The 26,355-nt window shown below is 42.8% G+C and carries 33 protein-coding genes; 25 read left to right on the top strand and 8 right to left on the bottom strand.

Features of this window, described 5'->3' with window-relative positions; genetic code table 11:
• Positions 1–22: 22 nt before the first annotated feature.
• Together C5N92_RS10865 and glpT are read right to left on the bottom strand one after the other, a co-directional pair.
• A complete protein-coding gene (locus C5N92_RS10865) occupies positions 23–934 on the bottom strand; it encodes a YncE family protein (protein ID WP_111750862.1) in 912 nt (303 codons plus the stop codon).
• A 63-nt stretch (positions 935–997) separates the two neighbouring features.
• Positions 998–2,443: a glycerol-3-phosphate transporter gene (gene glpT, locus C5N92_RS10860; protein ID WP_111750861.1), complete on the bottom strand. Its 1,446-nt coding sequence runs from the start codon at positions 2,441–2,443 to the stop codon at positions 998–1,000.
• Between the two features lie 286 nt (positions 2,444–2,729).
• On the opposite strand from glpT, the gene glpA reads away from it, so the two are divergent.
• The 3 genes from glpA to glpC are packed head-to-tail and all read left to right on the top strand — an operon-like array spanning position 2,730 to position 6,973.
• The gene (gene glpA, locus C5N92_RS10855; RefSeq protein WP_111750860.1) at positions 2,730–4,421 is read left to right on the top strand and encodes an anaerobic glycerol-3-phosphate dehydrogenase subunit A; all 1,692 of its coding nucleotides are present in this window, start codon (positions 2,730–2,732) and stop codon (positions 4,419–4,421) included.
• A complete protein-coding gene (gene glpB / locus C5N92_RS10850; RefSeq protein ID WP_111750859.1) occupies positions 4,411–5,691 on the top strand; it encodes a glycerol-3-phosphate dehydrogenase subunit GlpB in 1,281 nt (426 codons plus the stop codon). The genes glpA and glpB overlap by 11 nt, the downstream gene beginning before the upstream one ends.
• Positions 5,692–5,695: 4 nt before the next feature.
• The gene (gene glpC, locus C5N92_RS10845; RefSeq protein WP_111750858.1) at positions 5,696–6,973 is read left to right on the top strand and encodes an anaerobic glycerol-3-phosphate dehydrogenase subunit GlpC; all 1,278 of its coding nucleotides are present in this window, start codon (positions 5,696–5,698) and stop codon (positions 6,971–6,973) included.
• Positions 6,974–7,039: 66 nt separating this feature from the next.
• On the opposite strand, the gene C5N92_RS10840 is transcribed toward glpC, so the two are convergent.
• The 6 genes from C5N92_RS10840 to C5N92_RS10815 form a co-directional block, all read right to left on the bottom strand.
• On the bottom strand, positions 7,040–8,485 hold the full coding sequence (locus C5N92_RS10840; RefSeq protein WP_111750857.1) for an NAD-dependent succinate-semialdehyde dehydrogenase: 1,446 nt from the start codon (positions 8,483–8,485) through the stop codon (positions 7,040–7,042).
• 113 nt (positions 8,486–8,598) lie between these two features.
• A complete protein-coding gene (gene aldA, locus C5N92_RS10835; RefSeq protein WP_111750856.1) occupies positions 8,599–10,041 on the bottom strand; it encodes an aldehyde dehydrogenase in 1,443 nt (480 codons plus the stop codon).
• Between the two features lie 258 nt (positions 10,042–10,299).
• Positions 10,300–11,451 (bottom strand): lactaldehyde reductase, encoded by a 1,152-nt coding sequence (gene fucO, locus C5N92_RS10830; RefSeq protein ID WP_111750855.1) that lies wholly within the window; start codon positions 11,449–11,451, stop codon positions 10,300–10,302.
• Between the two features lie 212 nt (positions 11,452–11,663).
• Complete coding sequence (locus C5N92_RS10825) at positions 11,664–12,611, bottom strand: ABC transporter substrate-binding protein (RefSeq protein ID WP_111750854.1); 948 nt, start codon at positions 12,609–12,611, stop codon at positions 11,664–11,666.
• 20 nt (positions 12,612–12,631) lie between these two features.
• Positions 12,632–13,630 carry an ABC transporter permease gene (locus C5N92_RS10820; protein ID WP_111750853.1) on the bottom strand — a complete coding sequence of 333 codons (999 nt, stop codon included), beginning with the start codon at positions 13,628–13,630 and terminating at the stop codon, positions 12,632–12,634.
• A gap of 385 nt (positions 13,631–14,015) precedes the next feature.
• Positions 14,016–14,726, bottom strand: coding sequence for a LexA family transcriptional regulator (locus tag C5N92_RS10815; RefSeq protein WP_111750852.1), 711 nt, complete (start codon positions 14,724–14,726; stop codon positions 14,016–14,018).
• 176 nt (positions 14,727–14,902) lie between these two features.
• On the opposite strand from C5N92_RS10815, the gene C5N92_RS10810 reads away from it, so the two are divergent.
• From C5N92_RS10810 to C5N92_RS11275, 22 genes are all read left to right on the top strand, one after another.
• Positions 14,903–15,181 (top strand): helix-turn-helix domain-containing protein, encoded by a 279-nt coding sequence (locus tag C5N92_RS10810; protein ID WP_021115413.1) that lies wholly within the window; start codon positions 14,903–14,905, stop codon positions 15,179–15,181.
• Between the two features lie 44 nt (positions 15,182–15,225).
• Entirely contained in the window at positions 15,226–17,181 is a 1,956-nt protein-coding gene (locus tag C5N92_RS10805; RefSeq protein ID WP_111750851.1) for a Mu transposase C-terminal domain-containing protein, read from the top strand.
• Positions 17,182–17,184: 3 nt separating this feature from the next.
• Positions 17,185–18,066, top strand: coding sequence for an AAA family ATPase (locus C5N92_RS10800; protein ID WP_111750850.1), 882 nt, complete (start codon positions 17,185–17,187; stop codon positions 18,064–18,066).
• A gap of 7 nt (positions 18,067–18,073) precedes the next feature.
• Positions 18,074–18,265 (top strand): hypothetical protein, encoded by a 192-nt coding sequence (locus C5N92_RS10795; RefSeq protein ID WP_005711959.1) that lies wholly within the window; start codon positions 18,074–18,076, stop codon positions 18,263–18,265.
• A gap of 1 nt (position 18,266) precedes the next feature.
• Positions 18,267–18,560 carry a hypothetical protein gene (locus C5N92_RS10790; protein WP_035494506.1) on the top strand — a complete coding sequence of 98 codons (294 nt, stop codon included), beginning with the start codon at positions 18,267–18,269 and terminating at the stop codon, positions 18,558–18,560.
• An 11-nt stretch (positions 18,561–18,571) separates the two neighbouring features.
• On the top strand, positions 18,572–19,093 hold the full coding sequence (locus C5N92_RS10785; RefSeq protein ID WP_111750849.1) for a host-nuclease inhibitor Gam family protein: 522 nt from the start codon (positions 18,572–18,574) through the stop codon (positions 19,091–19,093).
• A gap of 73 nt (positions 19,094–19,166) precedes the next feature.
• Positions 19,167–19,358, top strand: coding sequence for an ANR family transcriptional regulator (locus C5N92_RS10780; protein WP_119863517.1), 192 nt, complete (start codon positions 19,167–19,169; stop codon positions 19,356–19,358).
• Positions 19,359–19,365: 7 nt separating this feature from the next.
• Positions 19,366–19,551 (top strand): hypothetical protein, encoded by a 186-nt coding sequence (locus tag C5N92_RS10775; RefSeq protein WP_111750847.1) that lies wholly within the window; start codon positions 19,366–19,368, stop codon positions 19,549–19,551.
• A gap of 1 nt (position 19,552) precedes the next feature.
• Positions 19,553–20,509: a hypothetical protein gene (locus C5N92_RS10770; RefSeq protein ID WP_111750846.1), complete on the top strand. Its 957-nt coding sequence runs from the start codon at positions 19,553–19,555 to the stop codon at positions 20,507–20,509.
• Between the two features lie 16 nt (positions 20,510–20,525).
• Positions 20,526–20,846: a hypothetical protein gene (locus C5N92_RS10765; protein WP_111750845.1), complete on the top strand. Its 321-nt coding sequence runs from the start codon at positions 20,526–20,528 to the stop codon at positions 20,844–20,846.
• 140 nt (positions 20,847–20,986) lie between these two features.
• Positions 20,987–21,550 (top strand): hypothetical protein, encoded by a 564-nt coding sequence (locus C5N92_RS10760; RefSeq protein WP_111750844.1) that lies wholly within the window; start codon positions 20,987–20,989, stop codon positions 21,548–21,550.
• Positions 21,531–21,953 (top strand): gp16 family protein, encoded by a 423-nt coding sequence (locus C5N92_RS10755; RefSeq protein WP_038514644.1) that lies wholly within the window; start codon positions 21,531–21,533, stop codon positions 21,951–21,953. The genes C5N92_RS10760 and C5N92_RS10755 overlap by 20 nt, the downstream gene beginning before the upstream one ends.
• A gap of 88 nt (positions 21,954–22,041) precedes the next feature.
• Positions 22,042–22,587: a hypothetical protein gene (locus C5N92_RS10750; RefSeq protein WP_161494263.1), complete on the top strand. Its 546-nt coding sequence runs from the start codon at positions 22,042–22,044 to the stop codon at positions 22,585–22,587.
• A gap of 805 nt (positions 22,588–23,392) precedes the next feature.
• A complete protein-coding gene (locus C5N92_RS10745) occupies positions 23,393–23,821 on the top strand; it encodes a Mor transcription activator family protein (RefSeq protein ID WP_161494264.1) in 429 nt (142 codons plus the stop codon).
• A 78-nt stretch (positions 23,822–23,899) separates the two neighbouring features.
• Positions 23,900–24,445, top strand: coding sequence for an N-acetylmuramoyl-L-alanine amidase (locus C5N92_RS10740; protein WP_111750841.1), 546 nt, complete (start codon positions 23,900–23,902; stop codon positions 24,443–24,445).
• Between the two features lie 2 nt (positions 24,446–24,447).
• The gene (locus C5N92_RS10735) at positions 24,448–24,669 is read left to right on the top strand and encodes a DUF2644 domain-containing protein (protein WP_111750840.1); all 222 of its coding nucleotides are present in this window, start codon (positions 24,448–24,450) and stop codon (positions 24,667–24,669) included.
• Complete coding sequence (locus C5N92_RS11450; protein ID WP_111750839.1) at positions 24,666–25,025, top strand: DUF2681 domain-containing protein; 360 nt, start codon at positions 24,666–24,668, stop codon at positions 25,023–25,025. Before C5N92_RS10735 ends, C5N92_RS11450 begins: the two co-directional genes overlap by 4 nt.
• 11 nt (positions 25,026–25,036) lie before the next feature.
• On the top strand, positions 25,037–25,195 hold the full coding sequence (locus tag C5N92_RS11280; RefSeq protein ID WP_165827757.1) for a hypothetical protein: 159 nt from the start codon (positions 25,037–25,039) through the stop codon (positions 25,193–25,195).
• Entirely contained in the window at positions 25,188–25,448 is a 261-nt protein-coding gene (locus tag C5N92_RS10725) for a hypothetical protein (protein ID WP_016057764.1), read from the top strand. The genes C5N92_RS11280 and C5N92_RS10725 overlap by 8 nt, the downstream gene beginning before the upstream one ends.
• Positions 25,445–25,699, top strand: coding sequence for a hypothetical protein (locus C5N92_RS10720; RefSeq protein WP_111750838.1), 255 nt, complete (start codon positions 25,445–25,447; stop codon positions 25,697–25,699). Before C5N92_RS10725 ends, C5N92_RS10720 begins: the two co-directional genes overlap by 4 nt.
• Positions 25,700–25,706: 7 nt before the next feature.
• Complete coding sequence (locus C5N92_RS10715) at positions 25,707–26,207, top strand: DUF1804 family protein (RefSeq protein ID WP_111750837.1); 501 nt, start codon at positions 25,707–25,709, stop codon at positions 26,205–26,207.
• Complete coding sequence (locus tag C5N92_RS11275) at positions 26,207–26,353, top strand: hypothetical protein (RefSeq protein ID WP_165827758.1); 147 nt, start codon at positions 26,207–26,209, stop codon at positions 26,351–26,353. The genes C5N92_RS10715 and C5N92_RS11275 overlap by 1 nt, the downstream gene beginning before the upstream one ends.
• Positions 26,354–26,355: the final 2 nt, after the last annotated feature.

Here is a 26,355-nt window from a genome sequence, read left to right as displayed (position 1 = left end):
TTTTCCTCTTTATATTAGTGAGTTATTTTTTACATCTAGGGGTCATTTCATAAAAATAGAGTTCGCTAATTTCACGGTCATAACCAGGGTAGAAACCTTTTGGCATACCCAAAACAATCTGTTTGCCTCGGTTTGAATGAATAATCATCTGTTTTGTTTCAGGATTTACTACAAGCCCCTCGATTTCCCCATAATCTCTAACATCTGAAAGTTCTCTTTCTAATACTACTCGACCTTGATTATGTTTATCGGAAATCTCAACACGGTACAAATGATCGTGCTCTTTTTCATCCGCAGTACCATCATCTGCAGTAAGATAGAGTTTTCCTTCAAATGCATAAATACCTTGAATCCATTGTGGAACAGGCTGTAAGTGAACTTTACGTTTATATTTTCCCGTAGTGAGATCATATTCATAGAGATAACGTCCACTTTCTTCTCCCACCCAAGATGCCATCCATACACTATTATTTACGGTATCGACAGCAATTCCTGAAACTTCAACTTGCCCTGAATCAGGGTTGAAATCCACTGAACGTTTTAGCGCAAGTGTGTCTGGATCGTGAATCGCAATTTGAATATTTTTACCTACTCCATCAGCAAACCACTCAGAAGAGATATAAAGTTCATTGTTATGAATATCTATATCGCCAATATGATTTGCTTCTTTTTGATATCCAACAAAAGGTTGTTTATTTTCAATAAGCAATTTACCGTTTAAATCATACTTCGCTAAACTAGCGCTACCCGATACATAGAGATATTTACCGTCGGTTGTGATACCTTGCCGACCATTAACTTCCATTATTTTATTGAGTTGATAAGTGTATTCAGGAAGAGCTTCACGATAAGGTGTTTGGCAAGTTTCATTTGCGTACACTGCTGATGTTGACAACAGAAGTCCGATTGAAACTGCAAGCATATTTAGTTTCATTGCATTTATCCTCTTTTATAGTGAATAAAAAAGGAAGAACCAAGTTCTTCCTTTCAATATCAACTATTTACCATAGCTATCTTCTAATTTAGCTTTGTGTTTACCTTCTTCAAGCATCACGATAAGCATTAGAAGTACGGCTAATACGCCACCAGTGATCATCACATAGAAACCGCCGTCCCAGCCGTAGTATTCTGCTGCCCAACCAACAACCGCTGATGCAGAAACCGTACCACCTAAGTAACCAAACAAGCCAGTGAAACCTGCTGATGTACCTGCTGCTTTTTTCGGTGCAAGTTCAAGGGCGTGTAAGCCGATGAGCATTACTGGGCCATAGATTAAGAAGCCGATCGTGGTCATCAAGATGAAGTCCATTAATTGATATGGGTTTTCATACCACGCTTTGCCAGCGTATTGAGCTAATTCTGCTTCTGGTGTTGCTGGGTTTAGCCATAATGCGACCACAGCCGCTGTGGTTAAAATCATAAACACGAAGCCAGTTAAACCACGTTTACCTTTGAAGATTTTGTCAGATACCCAACCACAGAGTAATGTGCCTGGAATTGCAGCAAGCTCATAGATAATGTATGCAGATGCTGTGCCTTTGATATTAAAGTGTTTGACTTCGCCCAAATACACTGGTGACCATTTCAATACGCCATAACGGATTAAGTAAACAAAGACGTTTGCGATAGCGATGTACCATAAGAGTTTATTTTTTAATACGTATTTGAATAAAATCTCTTTGGTGGTTAATTCCGTTTCAGATTTTTTCTCATCGTAATCATCTGGGTAATCGTTACGCCATTTTTCAATGGACGGTAAACCGTAAGATTGTGGAGTATCTTTCATCACAAAGTAGATTGGAATCGCCGCAATCATCGCTGCAATACCTGGATAGTAAAGCGCTTGTTGCCATACATCTTTTGCGGTTGCTTCTACGCCGTAGGTGTTGAAGTAGATTGCACCAGCAAGAATGACCATCAAGCCCGGTACCATACCCCCTACGTTATGCGCACAGTTCCAAATAGAAACAATCGTACCGCGTTCAGATTTCGACCACCAGTGAACCATGGTACGTCCGCACGGTGGCCAACCCATACCTTGGAACCAACTGTTTAAGAAGATCATCACGAACATCACCGCAATACCTGACGTTGCCCACGGCATTAAGCCCATCATGGTCATACACAAACCAGATAACAATAAACCGAATGGTAAAAAGACTTTCGGATTTGAACGGTCTGACATCCATGCCATCACGAATTTAGATAAACCGTACGCTAAGCCTGCCCCTGTACCGATGATACCGAGTTCCGCTTTGTTATATAAGCCTGCTTCAATTAAGCCTTTTTGAGCTAAATCGAAATTCGCACGCACGAAATAGTACGCTGCATAACCGAAGAAGATCCCTGCAAACACTTGCCAACGCAAGCGTTTATAAGTGGAATCTATCTTCTCTTTTGGTAGCTCCGCAATATGTGGAGCGGGTTTAAAAGGACCAAACATAGAGCCTCCAACAATAATATAATTATAGACAAATAAGGTCTGTTTCTGTTTTGAATAACATCAGCAGACCTAGACACTGTTAATGATATAGCCTTTCATAAAAGAAAAAAGGCGTATTTCTTCATTTTGTGAGCTATTTCACAAAATATGATCGAAACATTTAATAAATGTGAGCCTTATCACAAATTTAATTTCTTTTTCACTCATTTTCTTGTTTGAAAATGTTTGTTTGGGATAGAATCACAACAACTTAATTTATTTTTTGTTTGTTTTTGTGGGGGTTGCGATGAATATATCACCTCGTATGTATAAAAATGTGGCGGATTTTTCACCCTTAACGGCAGAAGTGATTATTATCGGTGGCGGTGCAACGGGGGCAGGGATTGCTAGAGATTGTGCGTTGCGTGGCATTGATTGTATTTTGCTAGAACGCCGTGATATTGCGACAGGGGCAACGGGGCGTAATCACGGCTTGTTGCACAGTGGGGCGAGATATGCAGTTAATGATCGAGAGTCGGCGACAGAGTGTATTGAAGAGAATAAAATTTTACGCCGTATTGCTCGACACTGTATTGATGAAACAGAAGGGCTGTTTATTACCTTGCCTGAAGATGATTTAGCCTATCAAAAAACCTTTATTCAAGCCTGTACTGAATCGGGCATTGAAGCGGTCGCTATTGACCCAAAACTTGCAATGCAGTTGGAGCCGTCAGTCAATCCTGCTCTTGTCGGAGCGGTGGTTGTGCCTGACGGTTCTATCGATCCGTTTCGTTTAACGGCATCAAATATGTTAGATGCCACAGAAAACGGGGCGAAAGTGTTCACCTATTGCGAAGTGAAAGGCTTAATCCGTGAAGGCGGAAAAGTGATCGGCGTGAGCGTTTTCGACCATAAAAACAAAGTGGAACGTCAATTCTTTGCGAATGTGGTGGTAAATGCAGGGGGAATTTGGGGGCAAGGAATTGCGGAATATGCCGATCTCAAAATCCGAATGTTCCCAGCCAAAGGTGCGTTGTTGGTTATGGGTCATCGCATTAACAAAATGGTGATCAACCGTTGCCGTAAACCTGCCGATGCCGATATTCTTGTGCCAGGTGACACGATCAGTGTTATTGGAACAACGTCAAGCCGTATTCCTTACGACCAAATCGACAATATGGTCGTTACCCCTGAAGAAGTTGATATTTTGTTCAGAGAAGGGGAAAAACTCGCCCCAAGTTTAAGACATACTCGTGTGTTGCGTGCTTATGCAGGCGTGCGTCCGCTTGTGGCAACGGACGATGATCCGTCAGGACGCAACGTCAGTCGTGGTATTGTGCTACTCGACCACCAAGAGCGAGACGGCTTAGACGGATTTATCACCATTACGGGCGGTAAGTTGATGACCTATCGCTTAATGGCGGAGTGGGCGACAGATCTCGTTTGCAAAAAATTGAACAAATCCGTCCGCTGTGTTACCGCTGAAAAAGCCCTACCTGGCTCAAGCGAAAGCCGAGCAGAAACCAACAGCAAAGTTATTTCCCTGCCTAGCACCATTCGCTACTCCGCCGTTTATCGACACGGCTCTCGTGCTACTCGTCTGCTGGATAAAGAACGGCTAGATCGCTCACTGGTGTGTGAATGTGAAGCAGTTACCGCAGGCGAAGTTCGCTATGCAGTGGACGAATTGAGCGTGAATAACTTAGTGGATTTACGCCGCCGTACCCGTGTCGGAATGGGGACTTGCCAAGCGGAACTCTGTGCTTGCCGAGCGGCTGGTTTGATGACCCGTTTTGAAGTGGCAACGCCACGTCAATCGACCACTCAACTCGCTTCCTTTATGGAAGAACGTTGGCGTGGCATTGAGCCGATAGCGTGGGGTGATGCCTTGCGTGAAGCCGATTTTACCAGCTGGATCTACTACAGTTTGTTAGGTCTAAATGATGTGCAACCGCTTGCCGAGCAAGCTCAACAGGGGACAGATAGCAATGAATTTTGATGTCGTGATTATCGGTGGCGGTCTTGCAGGCTTAACCTGTGGCGTTGCCCTACAAGAACAAGGTAAACGTTGTGTGATCATCAACAACGGACAAGCGGCGATAGACTTTTCGTCAGGCTCAATGGACTTACTCAGCCGTTTACCAAGCGGTGAGTTAGTGGCAGATTTTTGCAATGCCTACGACCGCTTCGCCGAACAGTTGCCACAACACCCTTACAGCTTACTCGGCAAGGCTCAAGTGCTTGCCAAAGCACATCAGTTTGAACAGTTAGCCACATCGCTCAAGTTAGATTTGATCGGTTCAACGGCTCAAAACCATTTGCGTGTAACGCCGTTAGGGGGCTTGCGTAACAGCTGGCTCTCGCCAAACAGCGTGCCGACCGTGCAAGGTAGCGAACCTTTTGCACATCAAACCATTGCGATACTTGGTATTGAAGGCTATCACGATTTCCAACCGCAACTGTTGGCGGATAACCTAAAACAAAATCCGCAGTTTGCCCATTGCGAATTAAGTACGGGCTTTTTGAACATTCCCGAACTCGACCAGTTACGCAACAACGCCCGAGAGTTTCGCAGTGTCAATATCGCTCAAGTGTTGGAACACAAACTGGCTTTCCGTGATCTTGTGGCTGAAATCAAATCTGCGTCCAACGGGGCAAGTGCGATCTTCTTGCCTGCTTGCTTTGGACTAGACGATCAAAGTTTCTTCAACCAACTGCAACAAGCACTAGACGCAACGATTTTTGAACTGCCGACCCTACCGCCGTCTCTACTTGGTATTCGCCAGCACAAACAGCTCCGCCACCGTTTTGAACGCTTAGGGGGCTTGATGTTAAATGGTGACCGTGCCTTAAGAGCGGAGATTGAAAATGGCAAGGTGCAACGGATTTTCACTCAACTGCACCAAGAGAATGCGATTTCCGCCGACCATTTTGTTCTCGCTACAGGCAGCTATTTTAGCAACGGTTTAAAAGCCGAGTTTGATCGCATTTTTGAACCTGTGTTTGATGCTGACATTATCGGTTGCAAAAATTTCAGCGAAACCGACCGCTTGTCGTGGACGGCTAACCGCTTTAGTTCGCCACAGCCTTATCAATCGGCAGGGGTGGCAATCAACCACAAATGCCAAGTCCGCAAAGCAGGCGAATTTATGCAAAATCTATATGCTATCGGCAATGTGATCGGCGGTTTTAACTGCCTTGAATTAGGTTGCGGATCGGGCGTGGCGGTGGTGACGGCGTTGGCTGTCGCTGATGAAATTGTGGGGTGAAATAATGAACAACATTCAACGTTTAATTGAACAAGCTCAACAACAGAGCCATTCCGCTGTGGTACATCACGGCTTTGATGAGTCCTTTGAAAGCTGTATCAAATGCACCGCTTGTACCGCCGTTTGCCCAGTGTCTCGCAACAACCCGAGCTATCCCGGCCCAAAACAATCGGGGCCTGACGGTGAGCGTTTACGCTTAAAAAGCCCTGAACTTTATGATGAAGCACTCAAATACTGCACCAACTGCAAGCGGTGCGAAGTGGCTTGCCCGTCCGATGTAAAAATCGGCGACATCATCGTGCGAGCGAGAAATCGCCATTTAGATCGCCAAAACAAACCGCTAATGCACAAATTGCGTGATGCCATTTTGAGCAATACCGACCTAATGGGCAAAATGAACACCCCATTAGCCCCGATAGTAAACACTATCACAGGCTTAAAAGCGACCCGTTTCTTATTGGAAAAAACAATCAACGTCAGTCGCCACCGCACTTTGCCGAAATACGCTTTTGGCTCGTTTCGTAACTGGTATATGAAAAAAGAGCAGGAACGCCAAGCCTTATACCGAGAGAAAGTGGCGTACTATCACGGCTGTTATGTGAACTACAACAACCCACAATTAGGCAAAGAGCTGATTGACGTGTTTAACGCAATGGATATTGGCGTGGTCTTGTTGGAAAAAGAGAAATGTTGTGGCTTGCCGTTGGCGGTCAATGGTTTCCCAGAAAGAGCCAAACAGCTCGCCAAATTCAACCTTGTAGAACTTGAAAAAGTGGTGATGAAACGGGAGCTTGATGTGGTCGGCACATCGTCAAGTTGCACAATGAACTTGCGTGACGAATATCATCACGTTTTGGGAATGGACAACGCCATTGTGCGTCCGCATACCCACATTGTCACCAAATATCTCTACGAACTGTTTAGACAAGGCAAAAAACCGACCTTTAAACATACGCCATTACGCATCGCCTATCACACCGCTTGCCACGTGGATAAAGCAGGCTGGGCGCCTTACACCCTTGAAGTGATTAAGCAAATCCCGGGGGTTGAAGTGGTGATGTTGCCGTCTCAATGTTGCGGTATCGCAGGGACTTACGGCTTCAAATCCGAAAACTACGAAACCTCCCAAGCTATCGGCAACCCGTTGTTCCAACACATCAACAACGGCGGTTTCGACTATGTAGTTTCCGAATGTGAAACGTGCAAATGGCAAATCGATATGTCCACCAACCTCACCTGCCTCCACCCGATTACGTTGTTGGCAATGGCGTTGGAGAGATAGGCATAAAATCAGCAAGCGGTAAGATCTTGCAAATTTTTTGCAAAATCTCACCGCTTATATGTTGAATTAAATCTTCAAACAGAGATATTTCATCTCTAAAAACTCTTCAATCCCGTATTTAGAGCCTTCTCTGCCTAAACCCGATTCTTTGACTCCACCAAAAGGGGCAATTTCATTGCTAATCAAACCTTCATTAATCCCAACCATACCATATTCTAAGGCTTCAGATACTCGCCAAATTCGGCTGATATCTTGGGTGAAAAGGTAAGATGCCAAGCCAAATTCAGTATCATTTGCCATTTGAATCACTTCATCTTCCGTTCCAAATTTGAAGATTGGAGCCAGTGGTGCAAAGGTTTCTTCATGAGCAACTAACATAGACTGTGTTACATCTCTTAACAAAGTTGGCTCAAAGAAAGTTCCTCCTAATGAACTTGGTTCCCCTCCAGTCACAACAGTTGCACCTTTTTGGATAGCATCTTCAATATGGCGTTGCACTTTGCTCACAGCATTTTGGCTAATTAAAGGCCCCATCGTCACATCTTGTTCATTTGCACCACCTAATTTGATTTGTGCCATCTTTTGCTGGAATTTTGCAAGAAATTGCTCATAAATACCCGCTTGTACATAAATGCGATTAGTACACACGCAGGTTTGCCCGCTATTACGAAATTTAGAGACAAATACACCCTCTACAGCTGTCTCTAAATCGGCATCGTCAAACACAATTGCAGGCGCATTGCCGCCCAGTTCTAATGCGAGTTTTTTCACCGTACAAGCGGATTGTTCCATCAAAATTTTTCCAACCCGTGTTGAGCCTGTGAAAGTTACCTTACGAACAATAGTACTTTCGGTAAAGACTTTACCTATTGCCACCGCATCACTGCTAGTAACAATATTTAATACGCCCTTCGGTAAACCTGCTTGATGGGCAAGTTCTGCTAGAGCAAGTGCGGAAAGAGGAGTTTCTACCGCAGGTTTGATAACTACAGCGCAGCCTGCCGCTAATGCAGGAGCGGCTTTGCGGGTAATCATCGCATTGGGGAAATTCCAAGGTGTAATCGCTGCTACTACACCAATCGGCTGTTTGATCACCATTAAACGATGATTTGCTTTATCCGATGGCAATATATCACCATAAATGCGTTTTGCTTCTTCCGCAAACCATTCAATAAAACTAGCACCATAGGCAATCTCACCACGGCTTTCTGCGATAGGTTTACCCTGCTCTAAACTCAGTAATTGAGCCAATTCTTCTTGATGTTGCATAACCAACTCAAACCAACGGCGTAAAATATTGGCTCGTTCTTTGGGTAGCACTTTCGCCCATACCTTTTGAGCTTTTTCTGCTGAAAGAATGGCTTGTTTCGCTTCGTTTTCCCCTATATCTGCGACTTGGCAGATCTCTTTAAGGGTTGCAGGGTTAATGACCGCAAAGGTTTTGCCATTATCTGCATTAACATATTCGCCATTGATATAAGCTTGTTTTTTGAGAAGAGAGGAGTTTTGCATAGGAGGCTCCATATAACATGGTCACAGAATATGTTTATTATAAACAAAACAGGCTTAACCATCATAGTTAAGCCTATTTAGATATTTTTCGTAAAATCTAACCGCTTGTGTGATTAGATTTTATCGTCATATTGGAGATAAACCACGTGAGTTTGGAGATATTCTTCTAAACCGTGTTTACCGTCCGCACCGCCAATACCCGACTTACGCCAGCCTGCGTGGAAACCTTGCATGGCTTCAAAGTTTTCACGGTTAACGTAGGTTTCGCCGAATTTTAAGCGTGAAACAATTTTCATCGCTTTGTTGATGTTTTGGGTATAAACAGACGATGTTAAGCCGTATTCGCAGTCGTTGGCTAACGCAATGACTTCATCGGTAGTGTCGAAGGTTGCCACAGGAATTACTGGACCAAAGATTTCAGAACGGAGAATATCCATACTGTTATCCACATTATCAATTACCGTTGGCTCGAAGTAGTAGCCTTTTCCTTCCACTGCTTTACCGCCAGTTAAGACACGTCCGCCGGCTTTCACAGCCGCATCAACCATTGCTTGAGCGTGATCGACCCCTTGTTTGTTAACCATTGGTCCCATATCTAAGGTTTCATCTTCTAATGGGTTACCTGAACGGACTTTCTGCATACGTTCAACCAATTTGGCGATGAATTGATCTTTCACTTCACGTTGAACGTAAACACGTTCTGCACAGTTACAGACTTGTCCTGAGTTAATCACACGAGAAGCCACGATCGCATTTGCCGCTAAATCTAAATCCGCATCCGCAAAAACGATGGCAGGGGCTTTACCGCCTAATTCAAGGTTCACTTTAGTGATATTTTGGCTTGCCGCTTCCATCACTTTACGACCTGCTGGCTCACTGCCGGTTAAGGAAATTAAGCCCACTTTTGGATTTGCCGCTAATTCGTTACCTACATCAGAGCCTGAACCATGAACCACGTTGAATACGCCTTTTGGTAAGCCAACACTGTGTACGACTTCAGAGAAAAGCACCGCATTGATTGGCGAGTCCACGCTCGGTTTTAATACAATGGTGTTACCCGTTACCAATGCTGGTGCCATTTTGCGAGCGATTAAGAAGAACGGGAAGTTCCAAGGTAAGATCCCTGTTGTTACACCGATTGGTTTTTTGTAAAGGAAGATATGCTCATTCGGGCGATCGCTTTGGATAATTTCGCCTTCATAACGGCGAGCCCATTCAGACATATAATCCATATAATCAGCCGTGAAGTTCACTTCTACACGCGCAAGCGGTAATACTTTACCCATTTCAGAAGAGATGACTTTGGCGATTTCTTCTGAACGTGCACGAATACCATCAGCAATTTTACGTAAATAGCCAGCACGTTGAATCGCCGGTAATGCCGCCCAAGCATCTTGTGCGGCTTCTGCCGCATCAATGGCGGTACGCGCATCTTCAACAGTCCCTTTAGTGATTACCGCAATCACTTCTTCTGTGGCAGGATTGAGCACTTCGAATGTTTTACCGCTATTTGAAATCACAAATTCGCCGTTGATGTACATTGGTAATGTCTTCATGAGTTTCCCCTTATATGAGTTGATGAATAAACCAACATGGTTTAGTTCATTTTTCATCAATAAATGAAAAAGATAAATATTTTTTATATTTTTGTTAATTTTTTGTGAAATAAATCACAAAACTCACCGCTTGGAAGTCTATTTAGAGAAATGACGATGCCCGATTTTTCTAAAATATAAAAAAGTCGGGCATCTATAAAACAAAAAACCGCTTGTTTAGTCACAAGCGGTTAGATTTTAATTTTTTTACAAATAAACTTAGAATGCGATTTTATACACTTCTAATAGTTCTTCTGCAGTACAGTCACGCGGGTTGCCTCCTGTACAAACATCGTTTAACGCATCAATAGAAAGTGCAGGTAAATCTTCTTCTTTCACACCAATTTGAGAAAGTTTTGGTGGAATACCAACATCGGTTGAAAGTTGTTGTACTGCTTTAATTGCCGCATTACGATACTCTTCTTGAGTCATTGCATCCACGCCTTTTACCCCCATTGCACGAGCGATTTCACGGTATTTTTCGCCGGTGTATTCTTTGTTAAATTCCATCACATACGGGAGTAATACCGCATTAGCGATGCCGTGTGGGGTGTCGTAGTAGGCTGAAAGTGGGTGAGCCATACTGTGAACCACGCCTAAGCCCACGTTAGAGAAGCCCATACCTGCGATATATTGACCTAACGCCATTCCCTCACGTCCGGCTGGGTCGTTTTCTACCGCACCACGCAGTGAGCGAGCGATAATTTCAATCGCTTTTAAGTGAAGAGCGTCGGTAAGTTCCCAAGCCGCTTTAGTAATGTAGCCCTCAATTGCGTGAGTAAGTGCATCCATACCTGTTGCCGCTGTTAAGCCTTTTGGCATTGATGACATCATATCAGGATCGACTACTGCTACGGCTGGTACGTCGTGAACATCCACACAAACGAATTTACGTTTTTTCTCTTCGTCCGTGATAACGTAGTTGATCGTGACTTCTGCAGCGGTGCCTGCGGTGGTTGGTACGGCAATAATCGGCACGCATTTTTGGTGGGTTGGTGCAACGCCCTCAAGAGAAAGTACGTCGCTAAATTCAGGGTTGTTGATGATAATACCGATACCTTTGGCACTATCAATCGGTGAACCACCACCGATAGCGATCATATAATCTGCACCTGACGCTTTAAATTTTTCTACCCCCTTTTTGATGACGCAAACTGCTGGGTTAGCTTTGACTTCATCAAAAATTTCATAAGGTAGGCCTGCTTCGTCAAGTAAGTTGGTAACTTTGGCGACCACGTTATAACGAACGAGATCTTTGTCGGTAACGATTAACGCTTTGGTGAAACTACGGCTTTTTACTTCGTGAACAATGTGTTGAATTGCACCTTTGCCGTGATAGCTGGTTTCGTTGAGAATAAGACGATTTGCCATAATGTTTTCCTCTTAAATTTACAAAATAAAATCACACTCTATTTGAGAGGGTGAAAGCGTAAAATTTAAGGAAAAACATACCGCTTGATCCCTCTCGGTATTGTTTGGTTATCATCGTAGGGGCGGGGTTTATCCCCGCCCGAAATAATACCCACATTTAGTGGGTGGGGATAAACCCCACCCCTACACGTCAAAATTTGACAATTAAGAACCTAGTAAAGAACCGCTTTCGCTTCTTCAGAATCGATGTTTTCTTTAGTGACGTAAACTACACCGGTATCGATAACTTTTTCGACTTTTTCACCTTTGATGATTTTGCCGATAGTATCTACACCTTTGTAACCCATTTGGTATGAAGATTGCACTACGATACCGTCTAAAGTTCCGTCACGAACGAAGTTTTGAAGGTCTGAGTTACCATCAAAGCCGACTGCAACGATTTTACCTGCGAAGCCTTTTTGTTTCACGGCACGAGCCATACCAACCGCAGTTGGTTCGTTTGCACCGAAGATTGCTGCGATATCTGGGTTAGAACCTAATACGTCTTCAGTTTGGTTTAATGCCGTTACCATTTCTGAATTTGAGTAGTATGGACCGACAATTTTGTAGTCTGCTTTTGCTTTGACTTCATCAATAAAGCCGCCAGTACGTTCAATCGCAGAAGCTGCACCTTGCGTGAATGACATTACTGCTACTTTACCGCCTTTTACTTTAGCCAGTAATTTTTCAGCGGCTAATTTACCTGCGGCACGGTTATCAGTTGCAAGGAATGATTGATAGTATTTACCATCACTGTCTAAGCCTGAGTCGATTAATACTACTGGAATACCTGCTTCATAGGCTTTTTTCACCGCTGGAACAAGGGCTTTCGGGTCAGATGCTGCAAGCACGATACCTGCTACACCACGGTTTACGGCGTTGTCCACCATATTCACCTGTGCGTCAATCGCGGTTTCTGCTTCAGGACCTTGGAAAGTCACTTTGTATTTACCGCCTAAATCTGTTCCTGCTGTTTCCGCACCTTTACGCACGTTTTGCCAGAAAGTTGAGTTTGCCGATTTTACGATGACTGCGATTTCGTCTGATTTTGCCCACGCTGAACCTGCGAAAAGGGTTGATAAACCTAATACAGTTGCGGTTACGATTGCTAATTTTTTCATAGTTAAATCTCCTCTAGAGTTTATTTTTTACCGAGTTTTTTAGATTGACGTAGCTGGTCTAAAGATACGGCTACGATAATCACCAAACCGATAACAATCATTTGCACAAACGATGATACGCCATTCATATTCAAACCATTACGGAGTACACCGATAATGAATGACCCGATTAATGTGCCAGGGATGGTACCGACACCGCCCATCAACGATGTTCCCCCGACTACTGCACTTGCGATTGCATCTAACTCATACGCTACACCGCCGTTTGGCTGTGCAGTGACTAAGCGAGAAGCAAGAATTACGCCTGTTAAACCAGAGAGTAAACCACTGGCAACATAAGCATAAATTTTGACCACGTTGGTTTTGATACCTGATAAGCGTGCGGCTTCTTCATTTGAGCCGATAGCGTAGATATAACGACCAACTTTGAGTTTAGTTAAAGCGAAGGTGAATAATACAGTAATGAAGATCATGATAATCACAGGGTATGGAATACCTGCAAAGACCACTTTCGGTAAACCATTTGGACCTTCTTCTACAATTTTAAATAAGGCACCGTTACCTAATGCAGCAAAGCTTTCAGGCATACCTGATACTGGAGCAGCGTTAGTGACATAAAGAGCCAAGCCACGCGCCACCATCATCATACCGAGTGTTGCGATAAACGGTGGGAGTTTCATTTGGGTAACTAAAATGCCGTTTACTAAACCACAAGCACCACCCACTAAAATCCCTAACACCATACCGAGTGGCACTGGCACACCTGCATTAACAATCATTGCTGCAGCAACACCTGATAGAGCAACGACCGAACCTGTACTTAAGTCGATACCGCCTGTTAGGATTACGCAAGTTGCACCGATACCGATTAAGGCAATGGTCGATGTTTGTAAGCCAACGGTCATAATGTTGTTAGAAGTGAAGAAAAATTCATTCGTTACGCTGAAGAAGATAACTAATAGAATTAACCCTGCCAATGCCGCCATTTTGCGAAGCAGATCTTTATATTTATCACTCATTTTAAAGCTCCTTAGTTTTTATATTCGTTTTTGAACATATTTTTTACGCCAGTGGCATATTGCATAATCTCTTCTTGGTTGGTTTTCTTGGTTTCCAACATTCCTGTCATTCTGCCCTCACGCATTACAATCACACGGTCGGTAATTGTGGGGTACTGACTATTTTTGCATAGGAAGAAAGAAAAAAATTTGGGCTGAAAAAATGCGGTGGGGCTTTGTGTGATGGGGCTTACCGCATTTTTTGTTGGGGGGAGTTATGCAAAAAGTAAAATGGGCAAAAATGGTTGAAAATGGGCAGTTTTTGCAATATTTTTTGCATAGGTTTGGGCAAGTTTGATCGGTTTTTAAAATGGGTTTAAGAAATTTTAAAACCCATTTTAAATTTTTAAATTAGGCTGTGTCCGATATGAACCACTTGCCCGATAATTTGCAGGTTCTGGGCTTCATCTGCTGATATTCTGATTGGGCGGTATTCTTCTTTGTTGTCGCTAATTAGCTCTACGCTATCCCACTCTATTTTTACACGCTTAACCCACACACTTTCGCCATTTTGTACTAGATAGATTTTGTTGCCTTGAATTTCCTTTTTACTTAAATCTACAAGCATTTGGTCGCCACTTTCTATGGTTGGGCTCATTGAGTTGCCATTTGCCCAAAATACGGCGCAATGGTGGGCTTTTACGCCTAAACGTGCCAAGAGTTCATCTGAATAAGGCTCTTCCCCATCAGGCTCGGTTGTGCCTTCGTTAAAACTGCCAAAGCCTGCTGATACATTAATGCCTTCATAGCTGATAATCATTGAAATGTTATCTTTTAGCTTTTCCCGTATGGTGTTACTTGCAGGCGTTTCTTCACTTGTTTCATCTCTCTGCCCTTGCCCTGTGGCAAGCCACAAAAGATTTACATTCGATACTTCAGCTATTTTCACTAAATTTGAGCGAGAAGGATCCGCTTCACCTTTTACCCAACGAGCTAATGATGCCTGAGCAACTCCAACAGCTCTAGAAAATTCACTGTAATTACTCTTAAAACATTTTTCAGCAATCATTTTCATTCTTTCTGAAAACTTTTCATCGTAAATGTTTGGTTTACTCATCTTTTACGTTTCCGATATTTAAGTTTTACTCGTAAAACATATAGCTAAACCATTGATTTATAAATAAAATATGAATAAAGCAAAAATATTTTAAAAAATATTATGTTTTACGGTTAATTTATTTAAAGTTTTACGGTTAAATACACACATCAGATAGATAAAAAGGAGTGTATCAAATGAGTGTATTTAGCGACGTTAAAAAAACCGCTCAGAGTGATTGGCATCGAGCCGATATTCTGGCGGGACTTCGCAAAAACGGTTGGACACTTCGTTCTTTAGCAACAGAAGGGAACGTGAGTTACAACACCCTTAAATCTGCACTAGATAAGCCTTATCCCAAAATGGAACGCCTAATCGCAAATGCGATTGGTGTTGCCCCTGAAGTGATATGGGCAGGTCGCAATGCAGAACGCATAGAACGTAATAAACGACCGATTTTAACTAATAAGTTTTAATCATAAATGATCTTTAACGTAAAAGATAGATTAAAGGAACGTTTATGAGTGAATTAAGTTTAAAAACGCACTATTCAGTCGCAGAACTATTAAGTTTTAAGTTATCTAGTCTGCCAAGTGCTCATAAAAACGTTTTAGAAAAAGCTAAAAGGGAAAACTGGATAGCACAAAAACGTAAAAGTAAAGGTGGTGGCTTAGAGTACGAACTCATCTCAATGCCCGAAGCCGTCCAAACCGAAATCCGCTCACGTTTTGCGGTGGCGGTGGTGGAAAGTAAGCCGAAAAAATTACCTGCGGTGAAAGCCGATGTGGATTTGGCGAACTTGACCACCAAACAGCGTGAGATTGCTGATGCAAGAATGGTACTTATCCAGTATGTGCTTGAGCTTGAAGGCTCTATGAGTCGGATTAAAGCGGTGACTTATTTGTGCAATCTTGCAAAAGAAGGGAATTTGCCTTCGCACTTAAACCAGCTGGTTGATATTGCGAACGCAAAAAAATCTGCAAGCAGAACATTATCAGTCAGAACGCTCAATCAATGGGTCATTGATTATTGTAAGGCTGAAAATGCTGAGCAACGTTTGAAGCTCCTTGCTCCGCAGGTAAGACAGGAAGTGAAACCTGAAGAAATTTGGTGGCTGACGTCTTTTTTAGGTGTTTATCGTCAAAAAAATGGCATTTGTTTATCGGAAGCTTATCGGGCTTTTGAGACGGAATGGGTTGAGCGATATAGCGAAAATCCTACCCTTTTAGGTGCATTGCCGAGTTTGAGTAAGGTGCAACGTGCGATGGCGAAGTTGCCTTTATATGTAAAAGAGTATGGCAGACGGACTGGCTCACATTACAAAACGTTGTTGAGTTATGTGAAAAGAGATTGGTCGGCATTGCGTGCTAATGATGTATGGATTGGCGACGGTCATGCGATGAAGTTAAAAGTGGCTCATCCGATACATGGGAAGCCATTTACCCCTGAATTAACGCTGATTATTGATGGGGCAGGTCGCAAGGTGGTTGGCTGGTCTATGGCTCTCGCAGAAAACGCCTTTGCGGTGGCTGATGCATTACGACACGCCATTTCTACTCACGGTGTCCCCGCTATTTATTACTCAGATAATGGTGGCGGTGAGAAGAATAAATTTTTAGATGCAGAAATTACAGGGATGTTGCCCCGCTTAGGTATCCGTCATGAGACAGGTATCGCAGGAAATCCGCAAGGGCGTGGGATTATTGAGCGATTAAATAAAACCTTAGGTTTGTTTATTGCTCGTCAATTTGAGACTTACTACGGTTCAGGGGCAGATCCTGAAACGGTTCGCAAAGTGTTGTATGGGGTTAATTCACTGGCTAATGCCAAAGGCTCTGAGCTGACCCCGATACAGAAAAAGGCGCAGGGAAAGTTACCCAGCTGGCAACAGTTGCTTGATGTGGTGCAACAAGCGGTCGATTGGTACAACAACGAGCATGTGCACTCTGAAATTAGGAGTACGCCTGCGAATAAATATCAGCAGTTATTACATGATGAAGATGTGGTGATGCTGACCGAGATTGAATTACGGGATATGAGTCGCCCAGAATTTATCCGCATACCGCAACGGGGGTGGATTAGTTGGAATAGCAATAACTACTTTAATCTCAAGTTGTTGGATTTTGACGGTGAAGAGTTAGTGATTGGGATTGATATTCACAACGCTGAAAGTATTCAGGTGCGAACCAAAGAAGGTAGGTTTGTTTGCGATGCAGTTTGGAATGGTAATACCAAAGAAGCCTTCCCTGTTGCGATGGTTGAACAGCAACGTAAAGCAAGACATAAACGTCGAGCAAGTTTGAAAGAGCAACAACTTGCAGACATTCACGCAGAGTTAACCCCTGTGGTGACGATTGAACATAAGCCTGATTTTAGCTTATTGGCAACCAAAAAACCGAAAAAAGAGCCTGTGCCGATCTTTTTTACACAGGCAGATAGAGATGAGTACGAAAAAAAGTTAGCAGTAGGAGGCTAAACGATGAAAAACCAACAGCTTAATGAATTTATGAAAGCCCAAGGGCTAGGGCAAAAACAAGTGGCAAATGCGTTTGGGGTGTCCGTTGCTGCGGTGAGCCAGTATTTAAACGGTAAATATCAAGGTGATACAGAGAGCCTTGACCGCAAAGTAGATGAGCTACTTGAACGCCATAAGGCGAAAGTGGTGGAAGCTAAGTATAACGCTAAATTTGTGCCAACGTTGGCGGCACGACGGGGAATGGAAGTAATGCAATTTGCACACGTTGAAGGCGAAATTAATGTGATTTTTGGTGCGGCTGGCTTGGGTAAAACGCAGATGATGAAGCAGTACGCCCGTGAAAACAGCTCGGCGATTTTGCTTGAAATCGATCCTAGTTGTTCGCCTAAAGTGTTACTTCGCAAGGTTGCAGAAGCAGTTGGAGCAAATGCACGGGGTAATAACAATGATGTTCTTGATGGCATTGTGAGTAAGTTAAAAGGCTCTGAGCGGTTATTGATGATTGATGAAGCGGAGTTGCTTTCCACTCGCTCTCTTGAGTTTGTACGCCGTATCCACGACTTGACGGGGATTGGCGTGGTGTTGGCAGGTATGCCCCGCTTAATCGTCAATCTTAAAGGTAAAAATAATGAGCTTGCCCAGCTTTACAGCCGAGTGGCGTTTGCCTGTGATTTGGGTAATGCCCTGCCTGATGATGATTTGGCGTTATTGGCGGAGTCTGCTTTAGGCACGGATGAGTTTAATGCACCGCTGTTAAAGGCGTGTCGGGGTAATGCTCGCCGATTAAGCAAACTGATGCGTGGTGTGGTGCGGTCAAGTGAGATTAGTGGCACGGCAATTAGTGCGGAGTTGGTTGAGCGTTACGCCAAGATGTTAATTAGCTAGGTGGCAAATGAGATACCGTCAGATCTATGCGGCGTATCGTGGCGAAGAGAATGTGGCTGACGGTACAGCCGAAGAGTTAGCAATCAAGTTAGGGGTGACAGCAAAAACGGTGCGAAAGTGGTCAACGCCGAGCTATCACCGAAGAAATAAAGGGCAACGGGTGATCGTTGTGAAGTTGGGAAAAGAAAAGGTGGTGTGAGATGGCACGCACAATTAATAGAGCAAATCAGATGGCGGTGAAGTATTTACGTCAAACGCAAAAGGCGATTGGGCATATCAATGCGTTAGGGTTTACGGTGTTGATGATTGATTTTACGAAGATTAAACCACGAATCAAAGTGGATATTGCAGGTAATGAGGGGGTGGCAAGAGCGTTAATTGAGTCAAGAAAAGCAAACTGGTATGCCCAAGGGCATAGCGAAGATTTAGGTAGATGGAAAGGTTACTACACGATGATCGAAGGGATTAGAGTGTGGTGGGAAGCGAAAGTTTAGGAGTTAAGAAAATGGCAAAACAACCAACAAAAACCCGAGTAAAACAACCAGCAAAACTGCGTTTTACCACGGAAGAGCAAGTGCAAAGTGCAATTAAAGAGATCGGCGATTTAAGTCGTGAACATACCCGTTTAACCACGGAGATGAACGATATTATCGGCGAAACCAGTGAGCGTTACGCCCCTGAGTTGAAACGCTTACAGGCAGAGATTGAGCCGTTACAGCAAGCGGTGCAGGAATACTGTGAAGCTCACCGTGATGAATTGACGGAAAACGGCAAGAGTAAAACCGCTAACTTTGTGACAGGCGAAGTGCAATGGCGACAACGTCCGCCGTCGGTGGCAATTCGTGGTGCAGATGCGGTGCTTGAGTTTATGCAACGTATGGGCTTTGACCGCTTTATTCGTACCAAAAACGAGATCAACAAAGAAGCCCTACTGCTTGAGCCTGAAGTCGCCAAAGGGATTGCTGGGGTGACGATTAAGCAAGGCGTGGAAGATTTTGTGATTAAGCCGTTTGAGCAGGTCGCTTAAAACCCATTTAAACGCTCTTTAAACCCGATTTTAAGGGGCGTTCATAATGTGTTTTAACCATAAGGGGAAAGAAATGAAAAAGAAACCAAATGCACTCCAACGTGAGCGGTTTAAGTATTTTAGCGAGCTTGCTTCGGAGCTTGAGCGTGAAGGCAAGTATTTACAGGCGAGTGATGCGTGGGATAAGGCGTTAAAGTTTGCGACTAATCCACTTAACCAAAAATGGTGTGAAAGCCGTTACGAGTTCTGCGAGAAAAGAGCTTAAGGGGCAAATGATGACCGATAGCGAAAAATGGCAAATAAAAGATCGCTTGTATGACTTGATTGAAAAGCTACAAGGGGCGACGGAATTAGTCGAAATGGACGATTTTGCACTGGCTGGCGTGGTTTTGATGGACGTAGCTGGGCAAATCCAGAGAGTGAAGCTTAGATTATCAACTAACCAAGAGGAAAACTAAAATGAAAAACAGTGATTTTATTCAGATGACACAATGCAACATTCACAGCATTAAGTTCCCTGTGGACAATGTGAAAGAAGTGTTAGAAAGCGCAACTTTTGAGCCTGCGGACAGCTATACCACCGTTGAATTAGTCAAAAATCCGATGACAAATACGAAAGTGTTAGAACTGGATAATGGGTTGTTCTTTACTTTGCGGACAACCTTTAAAAAAGTTACTAAAGAGTTACTTTCAGCCAAAATTTATGAGCTGAAAAAATCAGAATCACTTCGAGATGAAAGACTGCCGAAGATTGTACCGAATACTGATAAAGAGTGGCGACAAACTGCCGAAGCTCATTTACTGCAAGTTGTGCCATTTTCGAGTGAATTAGTCAATGTGTTTTACTGCCCTGAAAAAGAGCTACTTTTTACAAATAACCGCTCTAAGCATAGTCGTTTAGCGTTGAACCATTTGATTAAATTGTTTGAACTTGCAGGTTTTAAAAGCATTGTTGTGTCGGATGAAAAGCTGGGCTTAAACACTAAATTGACTAAATTTTTGGAAAAAGGTGAACCGCTTTTTAAATATCTACATTTTCAGCACGAAGCGACCTTGCGTAAGTTAGCAAACGACAATGAAGAGTTTTTGACTTGTCGCCATTTGGATACGTTAGACGGCAAGGAAAAAGCGTTAGGGGCGTTACAAAATGGTTTTCGTGTGCAATCTATGGCGATGCGTTACGAAAGCGAAGAAGCGTTTATTGTAAATTTTAAGTTGGACGAACATTTAAAAATTCGTTCAATGCGTTTTACCGAATATGCCGATATTGCTCGTCAGTTAAACGGTACAAGAGAAGCACATAAGCACGCTATTTTAACGGAATACCTTGAAGGTCAGCTTAATGCCTTACTCAAAATTGCAAGTGCTACAGTGCTGGAGTTTACAGGGGAAACGAAGTTAGAGAGTTTTGTTTAAGTGGTGGGGAAATAGTATGCATAAATACGAATACATTAAGCTGGATTGCGATGATGATCCAAGTAAAGAAGAAATATTTGAGCAGAACCAAGATGAAAAATGGGAAGACTTTGAAAGTATTCATACTGTGCTTGATTTTGTCGCTGAAGAGATCCTAGCGGAGAATTATTCTAGTTGGGAGATTTATGAAGAAGATGAAGGAGTTTGCCTTGCGATAAGAGAGAAAGGTAGTAAATCCTTTGAAGTTTACTGGGTTAGTGTTTGCTATCGGTTTGATACTGAGAGTTCCCTTATTTTTGACGAAGATGATTTGAAAGACAAGGAGGAATCTATGTAACCACTAAAAAACCACTCACACCGCCCCACTCAATATTTATCGGCAGAGCCTAAATAAAATCGTAAAAGCACTTGGGGCGGTGGTTGAGAGAATAGAGATAAACGACAGCGTTTATCTCTGTTTTCTTAGGGAGGTACAAAATGAAATTGTGTCGTTGCCCGATTTGTCACTCAGATTTAACGCTGGAGGCGTTAGTTGAAGATGATGCGGGGCGAGAGTTACTTAAAACGATCACCGAAATGACCGCTGGTTGTGGTCGTCCTGCGGTGGCATATTTGGGGCTATTTAAACCTGCAAAAAGTAGTTTGAGCAATGGGCGTGCGTTGCGGATTTTGCAAAGTTTGTTGGAGCTTTACCCTTGCTCTAATGTTTTGGCAAAAGCGTTGGCAGATACGGTTGAGCAGGTGCGACGCAATCGTCGTGAGAATGGCAAATTTGAGCCGTTGAGCAATCATAATTACCTGAAAAAAGTGTATGAAAGCGTGAAGCCTCAGTTTGCGGTGGTTAGAACGGAAGAAAATAATCAGGTGCTTTCGGGTGAAGAAGCACAGGAAAGGGCAAAAAGCGATAATCGGACAGCGAATATTCAGTACATTGATCGCTTGGTTCGGTTAAGGGGCGAAGGTGAATGTGTGAATTTACACGGCTTTGCGGATTGGAAACAGTGGCAACAGGAGAAAGAGAATGTACGCACAAACGCGTAAACAGATGATACAGAAAATCCATATTGGGAAGAATGAGCTGAAGATGAGTGATGAAGCCTATAAGCTCTTTTTAATGGAGTTGGTGGATAAGCCTAGTTGCTCAATGATGACGGATTCTGAGTTGATGATTGTGTTGCAAGGTATGCGTGCCAAAGGGTTTAAGGTGAAATCGAAACAATATGGTAAACGCCCGACAGCCAGTAATGCAGATGAGGTGCGTCAAAGTTATATTAGAAAGATTGAAGCCTTTATCGCTAGTAGTGGTAAGTCTTGGCATTATGTCCACGCTATCTGCAAGCGGTCGTTTGGTATTGAGCGTTTGCAATGGTGTACGACAGACCAGATTTTTAAAATTGTGCAGATGTTGGCGGTTAATGCCCATCGAAATGGGCGAAGAACCTGATATTTACAAAATTTTTTGCATAGCCCCGATCATTCGGGGCTTTTTTGTGGTAGTCTTCCAGATAGTTTTTAAGATAGGAGTATTTACAATGTTCTCGTCTATTTTTAAGAAAATTCAAAATCATCAAGAAAATGTGTCTAAGATGATTGAAGAAAATGAACAAAGAAAACAACAAAATAATGCTACAGAAGAAGCTGTTAAGCCTACAGAAATTGAGCAATCTATTGTTGTTGATACTGTTCCTCAGCCTGAAGGTGAAACGAAGGAGGAGAGTGTTCAGGTTTCAACTTTTAATTGGACTGCATTTGGTAAATTACTTATTTGGCTTACGTTTTTGGGTTATATGGCGTGGTCTCAATGGGGTAAAGATTTTTTTGGACTTCCTAAGTGTGATAGTAAACAGACAGTTGAAATGGTTACTAAAATGAATGCGGAAATCTATGCAGGAAAATTTGATATATTAGGTTTGACTTATATTTCTGAAATTGGCTATCAGCAAGAAAAGAATATGAGATTTTGTCAAGCTCAAGTAGAGATGCACTCTATTCCCGATAAATTTCCATTTCCAACCGCTATTAAATATGTAATAGATGAACAAAATGGTAAATACCAAGTAAGATTACTTCCATTCTAAATTTGAAGGTTGCTTAACTGCCGATCTTTTTATCCCCCGCACGCAAGCGTACGGGGTTGCGCATAATTGAGCCACGCCGTGGCTCTTTTTTTATGCTTTAAATTTGAATAATTATGCTATTTATGGTGCAAAAGACGAAAAAAGACGAAAAAAGAACGTTGTTCAAAAAATAGTTATGCAAAATAATTTGCAAATTTAAGCGATTTTAAGCGAGTTATTCCTTTAGCTTAAGCTAAACATTAAATTTTGATAAAAATGCAACTATGGGCTATTCTGGGCGTTTTATGATAGGTTTTGACGATCAATTTCTTGATTTGTTTGAAATTTGATCGTAGAATGATTTTGTTTTGATGCTATATCAAAACAAAAGCCCCAAAGGCTGCAACCTTTAGGGCTTAAATGGAACAAAAGAGCCATTTTAAAGGGCTTATTGGTTCTCTTTAGTCTTTCTTGGCATAGAAAGTGGCTAAATAGTAACTATTTTTTCACTTTAAGTAAAGACTAAAGTTTAGGTAAAGCCCATTTTTATAGGGAAATACCTATGGCTACAACCATATGTTCTCATTGTGGGATGGTTTGTCCTATTATTTTTCGCTGGTCTTTCAAGCACGCTGATACTGGGGTGGTTGTGAAAGCGAAAAAACGCCCATTCCCTATTCCACAATGTTCTTGTAAACATTCATAACTTTAAGACCGCTTGTTAGGCTTCCCTGGCAAGTGGTCTTTTTCTAAATTTTTTTGCAAAATGTTCACTCTTTTGAAAAAAGTGCCTGACAATATGGGGAAATCTTTATGGGGGGACAATATGAGTGAATTTGAACAAGTTGTTGATTATTTACCACAGAGCATGATTGAAATGGTGGATATTATTGGCATGCCTGCGACTGAGAAGCTTGTGCGTAAATTGGGTGGTGGCTCGTTTTGGTTGGCAGGGGAATCCACGCGATATTTTGAAAAAGTGAAAAATGTTGTTGGGGAAGATCTTGCAAATCAGTTGCTACATCACTATGGACGAGATGAGATTTATATTCCGCGTTGTGATAAGGCATTAAAAGTTTTACGTAATCAGCGTTTTTATGCAGCATTTTGTGAAATGCAGTCTCGTAATATTAGTGGGCGAATGGCAATGGTAGAGCTTTGTCCGCAGTTTGATATTACATGGCGAACAGGGTGGGAAATTGTGCGGCAGGCAAAGATAAAAGAACAGCAATCATCACAAGCCACGCTATTCTAGCGTTGAAGGCTTGCCACTCTCAACACAAGGATAAATCCTTTAAAGTCTCTTTAAGTATCGCTTAAAGAGGCTTTTTTTATGACCTTTCCTATTAGAAAAATCGTAATCCATTGTTCAGCTACTCGTAATGGTAAAAGTTTAAATCAATCGGGCAAATCATCTGCTGAAGTGATTGACAGTTGGCATAAGCCACGAGGCTTTAAACGATTGGCGGGGGCGGTGAAAACCTTTAATTCTCACCTTGAACACCTTGGTTATCACTTTGTGATTGATGTGGACGGAACTGTTGAAACAGGTCGTCAAGTTGGCGAAATGGGCGCTCACGTTAAAGGTCACAATCTCCACTCTATCGGGATTTGTGTGGTAGGTGGTATTACGGCAAGTGGCAAAAATCACGCTGAATTTACCGAAGCACAATGGCACGCATTACACCGTTTACTGCGTGATCTTGAAGCGAAATACCCGAATGCGAAGATTTATGGACATCGGGATTTAAGTCCTGATCGTAATGGTGATGGCACTATTGCCCCGAATGAGTGGGTGAAAGATTGCCCTTGCTTTGATGTGTGGGCGTGGTTGGATAGTGAAGAAGTTGTGAATATAGAACATTTATTTAAGGGGTAAAGATGAAATTTAAAGAATTAATCACAAACGATAACGGACGCTTATCCACAACGGCGTTTATCCAGTTTTTCGGGGCGTTGCTCATGGCAGGGATTTTGGCTTATTCGGTTTATTTAGACCGTGCCAATGTGGCGGAGCTGTTTACAGTATTTGCTTTATTTTGCGGTGGTGGCGTGGCGACAAAAGGCTTTGCCAATGCGTTAAATCGTGGAGGTAAAGAATGATTGTTGACCAGATTATTCCGTTAGCCGTACTTGCAGGCTCAGTTGTCTCTTTTGTTGGTTATAAAAGTTGGCAAGTGTCGAGAGAGCGTAAGAAAAATGCGCAACTCACCGCAGAAAACGCCCAAAAACAGGCAGAAATTCAGGCTCAAAAAACGGAGATCAAAAATGTACAAATTAAGCAGAAAAATCAAGATGATGTTAAGCGTAGCAATGCTTCCACTGTTGATCAGCGGTTGCACGCCCACGGTTACTTCCGTGACGACGACAGGTTGCACGGCATTCGGGCTGATTTACCCAAGTCGTCAAGATACGACGGAGACGAAGCGTCAAGTGCTGGCTCACAATCTGACCTATGAGGAGATTTGTAATGGTAAAACTATTCAAAAAGCTCCGTAGCTGGTGGTGTGAGCGTGTTTTTAGAAAACAGAAACCAGCCGTTGCTACTCGTCGTGATTTGTTAAAAATGGCAGTTAAGCAAGGCAATCAGTCCCCTGTCGGTCGAGCAAAACGGGGGCGTTATGATTGATGAGAAGCTGTTTCAGATGTTGGTCTCTTTTGTGGTTGCTCCCCTTGTTGCTTTTAGTGCCAAGGTGATTTTTGACAGAATTAGCCGCAATGAACAAAACATTAAAGAGTTGAAGCAAGAAATTGAGCAGAAATATCAATCTAAGGAGCTGGCTCAAGAAGTCAATAAGGGCTTAAAAGAGAAGCTGGATGATATTTTGGAAGGGCTAAAAGAAGTTAATCAAAAATTAGATAAAAAGGCGGACAAACAATGAGTCGCAGAAAGCAAAAACAGACAGATTCTGAAAAATTAGACCTGATTTTAGAAGCGGTTACGTCAGCAAATGAGAAGATTGACTCGCAAAATGAGCGAATTGATGCCTTGCAGAAAGAAGTCCACGCTACGAAAAAGTTAGTTGATGATATGGCTCGTAAAAATCGCCGTGATGCAGTGATTGCTGGCGGTGTGGGTGGTGGCATTATCGCTGTTGGTTTTGAGTTACTACGCTTGAAATTTGGTATGTAGAGGGTGTATGGCACACGATGTTGAAGTACAAAAAACGGTTAGACAGGCTTATGTATTTGACCGATTAAGCCTTGAAATGGCTGCAGAGCGTGCTGGTGTGTCGTTCGGAACGGCTCGCCGCTGGAAAGCCAATGCCGAGAAGAACGGAGACAATTGGGATAAAGCCCGTGATGTGCAAGTTATGGCAAGTGGTGGCATTGAGAGTATCGCTCAAGGCTTGTTAGCTGGTTTTTTGATTAAGTACCGAGCCTTGATGACTGAGCTTGAGCAAAATCAAGAGATGACAACAGCTGAAAAGGTTGAAGCATTATCTGCTCTGGCTGATTCGTTTGCCAAAATGACGGCATCGAGTAAAAAGTTATTGCCTGAAACGAGTGCGATAGCAACCGCTATGCGTGCGATTGAGATGATGGCAAATATCGTCAAGACCAAGAAGCCACATTTATTGCCAGACTTTTTAGAAATGTTAGACGAGCTAGAAATACAGTTTAAAAAGGAGTTTAAGTAATGAGCGAAGAAAAACAAGTTATCGTGCATAAACATTACTATTTCCGTTGGATTGTGCAACTTGCTTGTATTGTTGGTGCAATAAAACTAATGCTCAGCGGTGCAGACGGTTGGGGTTGGTTATTATTTATCGCAATTTGTGTATAGCC

The sequence above is a fragment of the Glaesserella australis genome (genome assembly GCF_003260095.1).
GTDB classification, from domain to species: domain Bacteria; phylum Pseudomonadota; class Gammaproteobacteria; order Enterobacterales; family Pasteurellaceae; genus Glaesserella; species Glaesserella australis.
This window is presented reverse-complemented; position numbering and strand designations above follow the sequence as displayed.

What these genes read in the sequence shown, in the direction of transcription:
- C5N92_RS10745 (WP_161494264.1), top strand. Translation starts at nt 23,393, where the DNA reads ATGAGTGAATTTGAACAAGTTGTTGATTATTTACCACAGAGCATGATT.
- C5N92_RS10750 (WP_161494263.1), top strand. Translation starts at nt 22,042, where the DNA reads ATGTTCTCGTCTATTTTTAAGAAAATTCAAAATCATCAAGAAAATGTG.
- C5N92_RS10815 (WP_111750852.1), bottom strand. Translation starts at nt 14,726, where the DNA reads ATGAGTAAACCAAACATTTACGATGAAAAGTTTTCAGAAAGAATGAAA.
- C5N92_RS10755 (WP_038514644.1), top strand. Translation starts at nt 21,531, where the DNA reads ATGTACGCACAAACGCGTAAACAGATGATACAGAAAATCCATATTGGG.
- C5N92_RS10800 (WP_111750850.1), top strand. Translation starts at nt 17,185, where the DNA reads ATGAAAAACCAACAGCTTAATGAATTTATGAAAGCCCAAGGGCTAGGG.
- C5N92_RS10740 (WP_111750841.1), top strand. Translation starts at nt 23,900, where the DNA reads ATGACCTTTCCTATTAGAAAAATCGTAATCCATTGTTCAGCTACTCGT.
- C5N92_RS10735 (WP_111750840.1), top strand. Translation starts at nt 24,448, where the DNA reads ATGAAATTTAAAGAATTAATCACAAACGATAACGGACGCTTATCCACA.
- C5N92_RS10790 (WP_035494506.1), top strand. Translation starts at nt 18,267, where the DNA reads ATGGCACGCACAATTAATAGAGCAAATCAGATGGCGGTGAAGTATTTA.
- C5N92_RS10820 (WP_111750853.1), bottom strand. Translation starts at nt 13,630, where the DNA reads ATGAGTGATAAATATAAAGATCTGCTTCGCAAAATGGCGGCATTGGCA.
- C5N92_RS10765 (WP_111750845.1), top strand. Translation starts at nt 20,526, where the DNA reads ATGCATAAATACGAATACATTAAGCTGGATTGCGATGATGATCCAAGT.
- C5N92_RS11280 (WP_165827757.1), top strand. Translation starts at nt 25,037, where the DNA reads ATGGTAAAACTATTCAAAAAGCTCCGTAGCTGGTGGTGTGAGCGTGTT.
- C5N92_RS10725 (WP_016057764.1), top strand. Translation starts at nt 25,188, where the DNA reads ATGATTGATGAGAAGCTGTTTCAGATGTTGGTCTCTTTTGTGGTTGCT.
- glpC (WP_111750858.1), top strand. Translation starts at nt 5,696, where the DNA reads ATGAACAACATTCAACGTTTAATTGAACAAGCTCAACAACAGAGCCAT.
- C5N92_RS10780 (WP_119863517.1), top strand. Translation starts at nt 19,167, where the DNA reads ATGAAAAAGAAACCAAATGCACTCCAACGTGAGCGGTTTAAGTATTTT.
- C5N92_RS10715 (WP_111750837.1), top strand. Translation starts at nt 25,707, where the DNA reads ATGGCACACGATGTTGAAGTACAAAAAACGGTTAGACAGGCTTATGTA.
- C5N92_RS11450 (WP_111750839.1), top strand. Translation starts at nt 24,666, where the DNA reads ATGATTGTTGACCAGATTATTCCGTTAGCCGTACTTGCAGGCTCAGTT.
- C5N92_RS10810 (WP_021115413.1), top strand. Translation starts at nt 14,903, where the DNA reads ATGAGTGTATTTAGCGACGTTAAAAAAACCGCTCAGAGTGATTGGCAT.
- C5N92_RS10840 (WP_111750857.1), bottom strand. Translation starts at nt 8,485, where the DNA reads ATGCAAAACTCCTCTCTTCTCAAAAAACAAGCTTATATCAATGGCGAA.
- C5N92_RS10825 (WP_111750854.1), bottom strand. Translation starts at nt 12,611, where the DNA reads ATGAAAAAATTAGCAATCGTAACCGCAACTGTATTAGGTTTATCAACC.
- glpA (WP_111750860.1), top strand. Translation starts at nt 2,730, where the DNA reads ATGAATATATCACCTCGTATGTATAAAAATGTGGCGGATTTTTCACCC.
- C5N92_RS10720 (WP_111750838.1), top strand. Translation starts at nt 25,445, where the DNA reads ATGAGTCGCAGAAAGCAAAAACAGACAGATTCTGAAAAATTAGACCTG.
- C5N92_RS11275 (WP_165827758.1), top strand. Translation starts at nt 26,207, where the DNA reads ATGAGCGAAGAAAAACAAGTTATCGTGCATAAACATTACTATTTCCGT.
- C5N92_RS10775 (WP_111750847.1), top strand. Translation starts at nt 19,366, where the DNA reads ATGATGACCGATAGCGAAAAATGGCAAATAAAAGATCGCTTGTATGAC.
- fucO (WP_111750855.1), bottom strand. Translation starts at nt 11,451, where the DNA reads ATGGCAAATCGTCTTATTCTCAACGAAACCAGCTATCACGGCAAAGGT.
- C5N92_RS10760 (WP_111750844.1), top strand. Translation starts at nt 20,987, where the DNA reads ATGAAATTGTGTCGTTGCCCGATTTGTCACTCAGATTTAACGCTGGAG.
- C5N92_RS10795 (WP_005711959.1), top strand. Translation starts at nt 18,074, where the DNA reads ATGAGATACCGTCAGATCTATGCGGCGTATCGTGGCGAAGAGAATGTG.
- C5N92_RS10770 (WP_111750846.1), top strand. Translation starts at nt 19,553, where the DNA reads ATGAAAAACAGTGATTTTATTCAGATGACACAATGCAACATTCACAGC.
- aldA (WP_111750856.1), bottom strand. Translation starts at nt 10,041, where the DNA reads ATGAAGACATTACCAATGTACATCAACGGCGAATTTGTGATTTCAAAT.
- glpT (WP_111750861.1), bottom strand. Translation starts at nt 2,443, where the DNA reads ATGTTTGGTCCTTTTAAACCCGCTCCACATATTGCGGAGCTACCAAAA.
- C5N92_RS10865 (WP_111750862.1), bottom strand. Translation starts at nt 934, where the DNA reads ATGAAACTAAATATGCTTGCAGTTTCAATCGGACTTCTGTTGTCAACA.
- C5N92_RS10805 (WP_111750851.1), top strand. Translation starts at nt 15,226, where the DNA reads ATGAGTGAATTAAGTTTAAAAACGCACTATTCAGTCGCAGAACTATTA.
- C5N92_RS10785 (WP_111750849.1), top strand. Translation starts at nt 18,572, where the DNA reads ATGGCAAAACAACCAACAAAAACCCGAGTAAAACAACCAGCAAAACTG.
- glpB (WP_111750859.1), top strand. Translation starts at nt 4,411, where the DNA reads ATGAATTTTGATGTCGTGATTATCGGTGGCGGTCTTGCAGGCTTAACC.